12 protein-coding genes are annotated in these 11,873 nt (G+C 54.8%); 4 read left to right on the plus strand and 8 right to left on the minus strand.

Annotated elements, in window-relative coordinates; all coding sequences use genetic code 11:
* Window positions 1-39 precede the first annotated feature (39 nt).
* Entirely contained in the window at window positions 40-1,083 is a 1,044-nt protein-coding gene (locus ACMV5I_RS04315) for a GMP reductase (RefSeq protein WP_021179338.1), read from the minus strand.
* Between the two features lie 361 nt (window positions 1,084-1,444).
* Between ACMV5I_RS04315 and coaE the strand changes: the two genes are divergently transcribed.
* From coaE to yacG, 3 genes are read left to right on the plus strand one after another with little or no spacing between them, the layout of a single operon-like run.
* Window positions 1,445-2,068, plus strand: a complete 624-nt coding sequence (gene coaE, locus ACMV5I_RS04320; protein WP_141131119.1) for a dephospho-CoA kinase — start codon at window positions 1,445-1,447, stop codon at window positions 2,066-2,068.
* Window positions 2,065-2,817 carry a cell division protein ZapD gene (zapD, locus tag ACMV5I_RS04325; RefSeq protein WP_121608695.1) on the plus strand — a complete coding sequence of 251 codons (753 nt, stop codon included), beginning with the start codon at window positions 2,065-2,067 and terminating at the stop codon, window positions 2,815-2,817. The genes coaE and zapD overlap by 4 nt, the downstream gene beginning before the upstream one ends.
* Window positions 2,818-2,857: 40 nt before the next feature.
* A complete protein-coding gene (gene yacG / locus ACMV5I_RS04330) occupies window positions 2,858-3,055 on the plus strand; it encodes a DNA gyrase inhibitor YacG (protein ID WP_235166935.1) in 198 nt (65 codons plus the stop codon).
* A 41-nt stretch (window positions 3,056-3,096) separates the two neighbouring features.
* Here the strand turns inward: yacG and mutT are convergent, their stop codons facing one another.
* From mutT to secM, 3 genes are all read right to left on the minus strand, one after another.
* The gene (gene mutT, locus ACMV5I_RS04335) at window positions 3,097-3,498 is read right to left on the minus strand and encodes an 8-oxo-dGTP diphosphatase MutT (protein ID WP_024483518.1); all 402 of its coding nucleotides are present in this window, start codon (window positions 3,496-3,498) and stop codon (window positions 3,097-3,099) included.
* Between the two features lie 111 nt (window positions 3,499-3,609).
* Window positions 3,610-6,321 carry a preprotein translocase subunit SecA gene (gene secA, locus ACMV5I_RS04340; RefSeq protein ID WP_121608692.1) on the minus strand — a complete coding sequence of 904 codons (2,712 nt, stop codon included), beginning with the start codon at window positions 6,319-6,321 and terminating at the stop codon, window positions 3,610-3,612.
* Window positions 6,322-6,410: 89 nt separating this feature from the next.
* Window positions 6,411-6,944 carry a secA translation cis-regulator SecM gene (gene secM / locus ACMV5I_RS04345; protein WP_024483520.1) on the minus strand — a complete coding sequence of 178 codons (534 nt, stop codon included), beginning with the start codon at window positions 6,942-6,944 and terminating at the stop codon, window positions 6,411-6,413.
* A gap of 26 nt (window positions 6,945-6,970) precedes the next feature.
* On the opposite strand from secM, the gene ACMV5I_RS04350 reads away from it, so the two are divergent.
* Window positions 6,971-7,498, plus strand: a complete 528-nt coding sequence (locus ACMV5I_RS04350; RefSeq protein ID WP_414823757.1) for a DUF721 domain-containing protein — start codon at window positions 6,971-6,973, stop codon at window positions 7,496-7,498.
* Window positions 7,499-7,514: 16 nt separating this feature from the next.
* On the opposite strand, the gene lpxC is transcribed toward ACMV5I_RS04350, so the two are convergent.
* From lpxC to ftsQ, 4 genes are all read right to left on the minus strand, one after another.
* Window positions 7,515-8,432 (minus strand): UDP-3-O-acyl-N-acetylglucosamine deacetylase, encoded by a 918-nt coding sequence (gene lpxC / locus ACMV5I_RS04355; protein ID WP_021179330.1) that lies wholly within the window; start codon window positions 8,430-8,432, stop codon window positions 7,515-7,517.
* 103 nt (window positions 8,433-8,535) lie between these two features.
* Window positions 8,536-9,690, minus strand: a complete 1,155-nt coding sequence (ftsZ, locus tag ACMV5I_RS04360) for a cell division protein FtsZ (protein WP_121608690.1) — start codon at window positions 9,688-9,690, stop codon at window positions 8,536-8,538.
* Between the two features lie 74 nt (window positions 9,691-9,764).
* A complete protein-coding gene (ftsA, locus tag ACMV5I_RS04365) occupies window positions 9,765-11,021 on the minus strand; it encodes a cell division protein FtsA (RefSeq protein WP_004950148.1) in 1,257 nt (418 codons plus the stop codon).
* Entirely contained in the window at window positions 11,018-11,872 is an 855-nt protein-coding gene (gene ftsQ, locus ACMV5I_RS04370; RefSeq protein WP_414823758.1) for a cell division protein FtsQ, read from the minus strand. Before ftsQ ends, ftsA begins: the two co-directional genes overlap by 4 nt.
* Between the last annotated feature and the right edge of the window lies 1 nt (window position 11,873).

Here is an 11,873-nt window from a genome sequence, read left to right on the forward strand (position 1 = left end):
ACGGGCACAGCATTGCTGCGCCCCTACCAGGTCAGGCAATTATTTGCTGCCGAAAACGCGGTTTTCCTGCTCCGCAACGCGGATAAAGGTGGTGCGTTTGGTCAGCTCTTTCAGACGTTCTGCGCCCACATAAGTACAGGCAGAACGCAGGCCACCGAGGATATCGCGCACGGTAAACTCGACTTCACCACGCAGCGGCAGCTTGACGGTTTTACCTTCCGCAGCACGGTAGCCGGCTACCCCGCCCACATGGCGTTTCATGGCAGACTCTGAGCTCATACCGTAGAACAGCATGAATTTCTCACCGTTCTCTTCCACCACGGTGCCTTCACATTCGTCGTGCCCGGCCAACATCCCACCCAGCATGACAAAGTCTGCGCCGCCGCCGAAGGCTTTCGCCACATCACCCGGTACAGAACAACCGCCATCGCTGACAATCTGCCCGCCCAAGCCATGTGCGGCATCGGCACATTCGATCACCGCGGAAAGCTGCGGATAGCCCACACCGGTTTTCACACGGGTGGTACAGACCGAACCAGGACCAATCCCGACCTTGACGATGTCGGCACCGGACAGCACCAGCTCTTCCACCATTTCACCGGTAACCACGTTACCCGCGCAGATCACATGGCTAGGGCAAGCTTCACGGGCTTTTTTCAGGAAGGCAACAAAGTGTTCGGAATAGCCGTTGGCCACGTCGATGCAGATAAACTTCAACGCTGGGGAAAGTGCCAGGATCTGCTTCATCTTGACGAAGTCGGCTTCAGAAGTACCGGTAGACACCATCACATGACGCAACACGGAGTCGGACGAGCGCTGAACAAACTCGGCCCATTGCTCAACGGTGTAGTGTTTATGAACGGCGGTAAGAACGTCGAAGGTTGCCAGGGCCTCGGCCATGCGGAAGGTGCCAACCGTATCCATATTGGCGGCAATAATCGGCACACCGGACCAGTTGTAACCTGAATGCTTGAAGGTAAACTGGCGCTCCAGTTCAACTTCCGAGCGGCTTTTCAGCGTGGAACGCTTTGGGCGGATCAACACATCTTTAAAGCCTAACTTCAAATCTTCTTCAATACGCATGACTTATGATTTCCTGGTTTTTGGCGACGGATCGCAAGGGGATTTCGAACCACTACCCTATGAATTTCAAGCTTTACCTTGAAAGGCGGCGGGTATTGTTATTGCCAGTTCCAGTGGTGTTATCATACGCACTAATAATCGCTCGGCAAGACTGCGATTTCGCCTTTATTTACGGTACAATCCCAAAAATTTACCTGTGACATCCCAATGTGATTGCCGCCTCATTTTCCCAATACCGCGCTCAAATTACCCCTCTCAAAACACCAGGCACAGGGCAAGTCACACGCACCCGCTTGCACTTCTGCGCGATCGCTTTATGATTCGTTTATAATTTTTGGTGAATATCAGGATCCCTTCGGCCATGTCCTACATTGTTGCATTAACCGGCGGTATCGGCAGCGGTAAGTCCACCGTTGCCAACGCCTTTGCACGTTTTGGCGTGGCCATTGTGGATGCGGATATCATTGCTCGCCAGGTGGTTGAGCCTGGAACCCCGGCATTGGACGCCATTGCGGCACATTTTGGTAATGAAATGTTGCTGATGGACGGATCCCTCAACCGTGCGGCTTTGCGTCAGAGGATCTTCAGCGATCCCGACGAAAAGCGCTGGCTAAACCAGTTGCTGCACCCGCAGATCCAGCGGGAAACGCAACGCCAACTAGCCAACGCACAGAGTTGTTACGTACTATGGGTAGTCCCCTTGCTGGTAGAAAACGGCCTGCAGGATCGTGCCGACCGCGTTTTAGTGGTGGATGTCGACAGCGAAACACAATTAGCCAGAACCATGGCCCGCGACGGCATCAGCCGTCAGCAGGCACTGAATATTCTGTCTGCACAGGCCACGCGCGAACAACGTCTGGCCGTGGCGGATGACGTAATTGACAATAGCGGTAGCGCACAAGGAATTGAATCCCATGTCGCCGCATTGCATCAACACTATCTTGAGCTGGCAACCTCAGCGACCCGACAGGATCACACCGAATGAGTGACGCTTCCCCGACCGTTCTCTTTGAACACCCGTTAAACGAAAAAATGCGCACCTGGCTGCGGATCGAGTTTTTATTACAACAACTGCATGGCCAAAGAGCACTGAGCGAAACCGCTATCGCCCTGACCTTTTTCCGTACCGTTGCGGACCTGCTGGACGTATTGGAACGTGGCGAAGTACGCACCGAACTGCTCAAAGAGCTGGAACGCCAGCAGCAGAAATTACTGCAGTGGGCAGAATTGCCCGGTGTCGATATCTCGGTGGTCAATCAGCTACGCAGCCAGCTGAAAGGCTGTGCATCTGCGCTGATGTCTGCCCCGCGTATGGGCCAGGCGCTGCGTGAAGACCGGCTGATTAGCCTGGTTCGCCAACGTCTGAGCATCCCTGGCGGTTGTTGCAGCTTTGATTTGCCTACGCTGCATATGTGGATGCACGTAGCACAGCATGAACGTGATGCGGACGTGGCAGAGTGGTTGCAAACTCTCGAACCCTTGAATCAGGCGCTGACCATCGTGTTGGATCTGGTGCGCCAGGCCGGGCCGTTTCGCAATCAGATCAGCCTCAACGGCTTCTTCCAGGATAACGCCGAAGGGGCAGATCTGTTACGCTTGCGTATTAATCTGGCTTACCAGCTTTACCCGCAGATTTCCGGCCACAAGACGCGCTATGCCATCCGTTTCCTGCCGCTAGACAGTGAAACCGGCACAGTGCCAGAGCGTCTTACCTTTGAGCTGGCGTGCTGCTAACACACTGAATTACCCCTTTAACTATCAGAGGGAGAAAGGAATGAATATGACCGTAGTAAAATGCCCAACCTGTGGCAAAGGCGTGGTTTGGGGTGAAGTCAGCCCGTATCGCCCGTTCTGCTGCAAGCGCTGCCAGTTGATCGATCTCGGTGAATGGGCCGATGAAGAGAAACGCATTCCCAGCAATAATGAGCTGAATGAAAGCGAAGATTGGAGTGAAGAGGATAAGGATAGTTAAAACGACGTCATTAGGCCTGGCGCTGCCAGGCCTAAAATGCATTACGCTGCACTGGCCTGCGCCACCAACAGTCTAATGATACTGACGTTGGCTTCGGGGAACTCTTCCTCGCGCAGGTCGGCCTGTTTCACCCAGCGCATCGGCTGGCCTTCACGGCCATAGGGCTCGCCCTTCCAATCCTCTACCAGATAGAAATTCAGCGTCACGATCCGATCGGTAAAGCGGTGCTCCAGCACTTCCAGTAGCCGTGCCTGATTGGCGTGGATCCCGGTTTCTTCCAGCAACTCGCGGCCTAATGCCTGCTCCGGCGTTTCGCCCTGCTCAATCTTGCCACCAGGGAATTCCCAAAAGCCGGCCATATGCGAATCCGCAGCGCGGCGTGTGATAAAGATTTCCTGCTGCGGGTTACGGATAATCCCTACGGCGATGTTCAGGTGCTTCATCGCATCCTCCAGATGTTACCACTTAAAAAAAAGGGCTCAGCATGCTGAGCCCTTCGATTGATGTCATATACAAGGGCGCAGCATGCGGCGCCCTCTACATTGTGACCCGGCTTACTTTTGCAAACGGCCGTGGCACTGCTTGTATTTCTTACCGGAACCGCATGGGCAAGGATCGTTACGCCCTACTTTACGTTCGGCGACAGCCGGAGCGTTCGGATCGGTGACCGCCAGGGCATTTTCTTCCTGGTGGCTTAGCTGTTGCTGGCGTGCCAGACGCTCTGCCTCTTCACGACGTTGCAGCTCCAGGGCTTCAACCTCTTCCGGCATGCGTACCTGAACCTTGCTCAACACGCTGATCACTTCATATTTCAACGATTCCAGCATGGTGGCAAACATGTTGAAGGATTCACGCTTGTATTCCTGCTTCGGATCTTTTTGCGCATAGCCACGCAGGTGGATACCCTGACGCAGGTAATCCATCGCCGCCAGGTGCTCTTTCCACAGGGAATCCAGCGTCTGCAGCATCACGCCTTTTTCGAAGTTGCGCATCATTTCGGCGCCAACAACCTCTTCTTTGCGCAGGTAATCTTCCTTCGCCTTCGCCATGATACGTTCACGCAGCGTTTCTTCGTGCAGTTCAGGCTCTTTATCCAACCACTCGGAGATCGGCATATCCAGATCGAAGTCGTTTTTCAGGCGCTCTTCCAGCCCTTTCACGTCCCACATCTCTTCCAGAGACTGCGGCGGAATGTAGCTGTCGATGGTGGTTTTAAACACGTCTTCACGGATGCTGTTGATAGTTTCACTCACGTCGGACACGTCGAGCAATTCGTTACGCTGGCTGTAGATCGCACGGCGCTGATCGTTGGCCACGTCATCGTATTCCAGCAGTTGCTTACGAATATCGAAGTTACGGCTTTCAACCTTGCGTTGCGCATTGGCAATGGCTTTGGTGACCCACGGGTGCTCAATGGCTTCGCCATCCTTCATACCCAGTTTACGCATCATGCCAGAAACACGATCCGAGGCGAAAATACGCATCAGCGCATCTTCCATTGACAGGTAGAAGCGGGAAGAACCGGCATCACCCTGACGGCCGGAACGGCCACGCAGCTGGTTGTCGATACGGCGTGATTCGTGACGTTCGGTACCGATAATGTGCAAGCCACCAGCGGCCAGCACGGCGTCGTGACGAATTTTCCAGGCTGCTTTAATTTCGGCAATCTGCTCTTCAGTCGGATCTTCCAGATGGGAGATTTCACTCTGCCAACTGCCGCCCAACACGATATCGGTACCACGACCGGCCATGTTGGTGGCGATGGTTACTGCGGCAGTCTGACCCGCATTGGCCACAATATCCGCTTCCATGGCGTGGAATTTGGCGTTCAGAACCTTGTGTTCGATCCCTGCCTTGGTCAGCTCACGGGAAACCACTTCGGATTTCTCAATCGAGATGGTCCCCACCAGCACTGGCTGGCCGTTGGCAGTGCGTTCACGAATATCTTCAATGATCGCCGCGATCTTCTCTTTTTCGGTCATGTAGACCAGATCCGGCATATCTTTACGGATCATTGGGCGGTTGGTCGGCACCACGATGGTATCGAGCTTGTAGATGGAGCTGAATTCGAAGGCTTCGGTGTCCGCCGTACCGGTCATACCGGCCAGCTTCTCATAGAGACGGAAGTAGTTCTGGAAGGTGATCGAAGCCAGCGTCTGGTTTTCGTTCTGGATCTCTACGCCTTCTTTGGCTTCTACCGCCTGGTGCAGACCATCGGACCAGCGGCGGCCCTGCATGGTACGGCCGGTATGTTCGTCAACGATAATGACTTCACCGTCTTTAACGATATAGTCAACGTCGCGGGTGAACAGCACGTGGGCGCGCAGCGCGGCGGTGACGTGGTGCATCAGCATGATGTTGGTTGGTGAATACAGCGATTCGCCTTCATCCATGATGCCCGCTTCCATCAGCATCTCTTCGATCATGATCAGGCCGCGTTCGGTCAGGTGTACCTGGCGCGCTTTTTCATCGACTGAGAAGTGCCCTTCACCCTGGAAGGTGTCGGAGTCTTCTTTTTCCTGACGGATCAACTGTGGGATCAGCTTGTTAACACGCTTATACATCTCTGAGCTGTCTTCGGCCGGGCCGGAGATGATCAGCGGCGTACGCGCTTCGTCGATCAGGATGGAGTCAACCTCATCCACCAGCGCATAGTGCAGCTTACGCTGTACGCGCTCTTCCGGGCTGAACGCCATGTTGTCACGCAGGTAGTCAAAGCCGTATTCGTTGTTGGTACCGTAAGTGATATCTGCGGCATAAGCTTCACGCTTGGCCGGAGCAGGCATGCCAGGCAGGTTGATACCCACGCTCAGCCCCAGGAACTCGAACAGCGGACGGTTGTTTTCGGCGTCACGCTGGGCCAGGTAGTCGTTGACGGTAACCACGTGCACGCCACGGCCGCTCAGGGCGTTCAGATAGGCAGGCAGGGTTGCGGTCAGGGTTTTACCTTCACCGGTACGCATCTCGGCGATACAGCGGTCGTTGAGCACCATCCCGCCCAGCAGCTGTACGTCGAAGTGACGCATGCCGAAGACTCGCTTACTGGCCTCACGCACTACGGCGAAGGCTTCCGGGATCAGGCTTTCCAGCACTTCGCCCTTTTTCAGACGCGCGCGGAATTCATCGGTCTTGGCCTGCAGTTCGCTATCAGACAGTTTTTCCATGTCTGGTTCCATACGGTTGATCATCTCAACCGCTTTGCGCATACGGCGCAGGGTACGATCGTTGCTGCTACCAAAAACTTTGGTCAATAGTTTGATTAACATGATTCTTTATATCTCTTACGCGACGACACCATAATGGCCGTCAACAAGCTGTTGTGTTGTTTGTTTTTTTGCTGCCCTGAGGGCAAAGATTAGCCGAGGGCTGCAGGCCCGGCGCGAATACCTTGCACCTGAGCGAGCCACAGCCCGGCCTGATGCTGCGCCAAAGAAGGAACGATGGGGTGATGGGTATCACGAATGATAGTCGGTGGTTTTGGCTCGTGCGTCAGTAGCGCATTGAGCGTGGAGAGCAGAGCAAGCTGAGCCACCTGTAATGGAGGTTCAACCGCAACGGTCTCCGCTTCTTGCACCCGGGCATAGACGGCCTGAGGCGCCAAAGCAAAAGAGAGGTGACGGATGACGGTTCGAAGCGCATGCTGGTGCCAGTAATCAACGTTAAACGTTGGGCGACGATGCACTTCTTGCAGTAACGCCAGGCTGTTAAAGGCGTGACTGACGGAATTTTGCCGGTTAAGACTGGACGAGGTGCTCGGTAATGCGCTTTGATCGACGGTGCCGGACAGATTCTGCGGTACGCCAAGCGTGGCCGCTACCATCCCCAACAGGAGATGAGGCCAGAAATAACGTCTGCCAAATTGTCGCCAACGATTTAGAATACCGATCACGTGTTTATTATCCGCCGGAGCCCATTATGCGCGATAGCCGTCCACAATTATTAGATATCCTGTTTGACGACGCGTCTGCAACAGAGAAAGGACCGCTGCATAACGTTCAGCAACGCGCTACCGCGCTACTGAAACTCAATCGTGCCGTGAAGGGGTTATTGCCCGCTCAGTTGCACCCTTGGTGCCGTGTCGCCAACTTCAGACAGGGTATTTTAGTGCTGGAAACCGCCAATGCCAGTTGGATGATGCGCTTACGCTATGAACAACCCAGCCTGCTATCCGCACTACGAGCGCAAATTCTACCATCTTTGTCGTCAATCGACATCAGGATTAATCCCTCGTTGATGGCAAAAGGCAGCAGCCAGGTACAAAACCACGTCAAAAGCACGGAAAATGGCCAGCAGGCAGAGGTGCCTATGCGTCATTTGAGCCTGGAAAGTGCGGATGCATTACGGGGATTGGCGGCGCAGAGCCCAGAAAAATTGCGCAAGATATTAGAACGACTGGCCGCGTTGGCAGGAGAGAGAGCCAACGAGACCGGTCGTGATAAGTAATTGACGTCTTGGCAGCTTAGGCCAGTACGGTTGACGGAGCCTTGAATGCCAACGGCATTTCGGCTTCATCCTGGAATGTCACGAATTCCCAAGCTTCCTGTTTCGCCAGCACGGCTTGCAGCAGCTTGTTGTTCAGCGCATGGCCTGATTTGTACGCGGTGAACGCGCCAATGATGTTATGGCCGCACATGAACAGATCGCCGATGGCATCCAGCATTTTGTGGCGTACGAATTCGTCTTCGAAGCGCAGGCCGTCTTCGTTGAGGACACGATAGTCATCCACCACAATCGCGCAATCGAAGCTGCCGCCCAGGGCCAGGCCACGGGACTGCAGATACTCGATATCACGCATGAAACCGAAGGTACGCGCACGGCTGATTTGGCGTACGAACGAATCGGCTGAGAAATCCAGACGATAGCGTTGGGTACTGGCATCAATCGCCGGGTGGTTGAAGTCGATGGTGAAGTCCAGGCGGAACCCGTTATGCGGGGACAGCTCTGCCCATTTGTCGCCATCTTCAACGCGTACAGTGTCTTTCAGACGCAGGAATTTCTTCGCCGAGTTCAGCTCTTCGATGCCGGCATCCAGCAACAGATAGACAAACGGGCTGGCACTACCGTCCATGATCGGGATTTCGGCAGCGTCAACTTCAATAATGATGTTGTCGATACCCAAGCCCGCCAACGCAGCATTAAGATGCTCAACGGTGGAAATACGCACGTCTGACTCATTCACCAGGCAAGTACAGAGCATGGTATCACGCACGGATTTTGCATCAGCCGGGAAATCTACCGGTGGATTCAAGTCAGTGCGACGATAGATGACCCCGGTATTAGCCGACGCTGGGCGCATTGTCAGCGTGACTTTCTTGCCGGTATGTAAACCGACACCAGTCGCCTGCACAATACGTTTTAATGTCCTTTGTTTGATCATCGTTTTATCTCGCAATGTTATCAATCCAACCAGCCCAGCATACAGCAAGGCTGGCGGGACAGTTTAGCACAAAGAGCGGAGATTCCAAATTATCAGCTTATTCCTAGTCTGCCTGCTTACGCAAGAAGGCCGGGATATCCAGATAATCAGGCTCTTTGTTTGGTTGCGCGTTCTGATCGTTCACCACCTTGGCGGCAGGTTTCACTTCCTGCTGCAGCGGTGACATACCATGCTGCTGGTAACGGTGATCCATCACTGGCTGGCTGGCCTGTTTATTGGTTACCAGGGTGATTTCAGGACGTTTGTCCATACCGATACCGGTCGCAACTACGGTCACGCGCAGTTCGTCGTTCATTTCCGGATCCAGCGAGGTACCGATTACCACGGTCGCATTGTCGGAAGCGAAAGCACGAATGGTGTTACCCACGGTTTCGAACTCATCCAGACGCAGGTCGAAGCCAGCGGTGATGTTGACCAGTACGCCACGGGCGCCGGACAGGTCGATATCTTCCAGCAGTGGGCTGGAGATCGCCATTTCCGCCGCTTCTTCGGCACGATCTTCGCCACAGGCAACGCCAGAACCCATCATCGCGTAGCCCATTTCGGACATCACGGTGCGAACGTCAGCAAAGTCGACGTTCATCAGGCCTGGACGGGTGATCAGTTCGGCAATACCCTGCACGGCGCCTTTCAGCACGTCGTTGGCCGCGCCGAACGCGTCCAGCAGAGAAATGCCACGGCCCAGAACTTTCAGCAACTTGTCGTTCGGGATGGTGATCAGCGAGTCCACGTGCTTGGACAGCTCGGCGATACCCTGCTCCGCGAATGCCATGCGCTTCTTGCCTTCAAAGTTGAAAGGCTTGGTCACTACGGCCACGGTCAGAATACCCAGATCTTTTGCGACTTCTGCCACCACTGGCGCAGCACCGGTACCGGTACCGCCCCCCATGCCGGCCGCGATGAAGACCATGTCTGCACCTTCCAGGGCGGCGCGCAGGGCTTCACGGTCTTCTTCCGCTGAATTACGACCCACTTCCGGGTTCGCGCCTGCACCCAGACCTTTGGTAATACCGCTACCAATCTGGATGGTTTGGCCAACTGCCGTTTTACGCAGCGCCTGAGCGTCTGTATTAACGGCGAAGAATTCAACACCTTCGATGCGCTCGCGCACCATGTGTTCAACGGCATTGCCACCGCCACCGCCGACGCCGATGACTTTAATCACCGCGTCATTGGTTAGTTCCATTGGTTCAAACATAGTTTCTCTCCGTTTTGTGCCTGTCGCTGCGAGATCATAAAAAGATTACTCAGCATGATCTCTTTGTCTAAACATTAAAACTCTTTTCTCAGCCAGCTATTGATGCGTTTAAACCAATTGCCCACCGAGGCGCGTTTTTCTACTTCTGCCTCACCGCTCAGGTGAGACTCTTTTCCATAGTGCAGTAGCCCGACCGCTGTAGAATAGTAAGGCTCTTGCGCGTAATCCGTCAGACCCGTGATGTTCAAGGGTTGGCCGATGCGTACCTGGGTATGGAATACCCGTTGCGCACAGGCTGCCAGGCCATCAATCTGGGCGGCACCGCCGGTCAGCACAATACCCGCTGCCAGATGATGCTTCACCCCTTGCTGACGCAGTTGCTCCTGCAATTGCAATATTTCATCGTTAACCAGATTCAACAGTTCGGTGTAGCGCGGCTCAATCACTTCAGCCAATGTCTGTCTTTGCAGACTCCGAGGAGGCCTTCCCCCCACGCTAGGAACCTCAACACTTTCATCCTTGCTAACAATCGACCCAAGTGCACAACCGTGTCGAACTTTAATCGCTTCCGCGTCGGTCGGCGGCGTGCCGAAGGCGTAGGCGATATCGCTGGTGACCACGTTCCCGGCGTAAGGGATCACTTTGGTGTGGCGCAGAGCACCGCCGGTATACACCGCCATATCCATGGTGCCCCCGCCGATATCTACCACACAGACGCCGAGCTCGCGCTCATCTTCGGTCAGCACCGCATAACTGGCGGCCAGACCGGCGAAAATCAGTTGGTCCACTTTCAGACCACAACGTTCTACTGCTTTGACAATGTTCTTGGCCATATCGTTATGGCAGGTGATCAGGTGCACCTTGGCCTGCATACGCACGCCGGATAACCCAACCGGGTTTTTGATGCCTTCCTGATAGTCGATGGCATATTCCTGAGGGATAACGTGCAGGATGCGGTGTTCGTCACGCACACGCACCGACTTGGCGGTATGCACCACGTTCTCCACGTCTTCCTGCGTCACTTCCTCTTCGGAGATCGGCACCATCCCGATCTCGTTCTGACAGCTGATATGCTTACCCGACAAGGCCAGGTAAACCGAAGAAATCTGACAATCCGCCATCAGTTCGGCCTGATCGATAGCGCGCTGTACGCACTTGACTACCGATTCCAGATCGTTAACGCCACCCTTATCCATACCGCGAGACGGGCAACTGCCCACCCCGATAATGTTGACCATGCCATCGGGCAAAACTTCCCCCACCAATGCGGAGACTTTTGCGGTACCGATCTCCAGTCCAACTACCAGTTTTCTGTCCGTCGACTTGATCATTGTTGTTTTGCCTGTGCCTGATTCTGTTGCTGATTACTGTTTGGTCGATCGCCCAGGGCTGCCTGCGGGTCGATAAACGCCGGAGCCCAGCCGACTGAGGCACCGGAGTCATAGCGTAAATCGACATAGCTGACGCGCTTGTTTTCCGCCTGCGCCTGCTGCAACAGCACCGGATAAAGCCCGATGAAGCGTTGCAAGCGACCCATGCGATCGTCACGTCCCAGTTCCAGCCGAACATCGTTATCCAAAGCCAACTGCCACGAATGGCGGGCCGTCATGGACGCCATCTTAAGCTGGTACTTGCTGGCTGCCAGCACGCCGTTCATCGCGCGGTAACCTTCCAGAACATCCTGTTCGCTGCCTTCCGGACCATAGAGCAACGGTAATTTCTGATTGCCCAAACGCTGCGCCGGAATGCTGAACGACTTGCCCTCGGCATCAACCATGTGCAAATCATTCCAATGCGCCACCGGGACATACTCCACCAGGTGGATTTTCAGCTCATCCGGCCACTGTTTACGTACGCTGGCCTGCTTGACCCACGGCAGACGCTCGATCTGCTGCTGGATGATGTCCACATCCTGCGTCATAAAGGTGCCCGGTGCTCCCAAAGCCAATATCGCCTGGCGAACATCGTCGTTAGTGGTGAAATGGCGTTCACCGGTCAATACCAGCCTTGAGAGCGGCAGACGGCTGGCATCTTGCATCCAACCCACCACTACCCAGCCGCACCACAGGATGGTGCCTAACACCATCAGCAGGAAAATCATCCCTGCCAGCTGGGTGCCATTGCTGCGGCGTGGGCCGTTATCCGCCTCGCGATCGCGTGCATTCAGAGCCGCTTGCGACATC

The organism is Serratia sp. T13T92, from assembly GCF_047530105.1.
GTDB lineage: Bacteria > Pseudomonadota > Gammaproteobacteria > Enterobacterales > Enterobacteriaceae > Chania > Chania fonticola.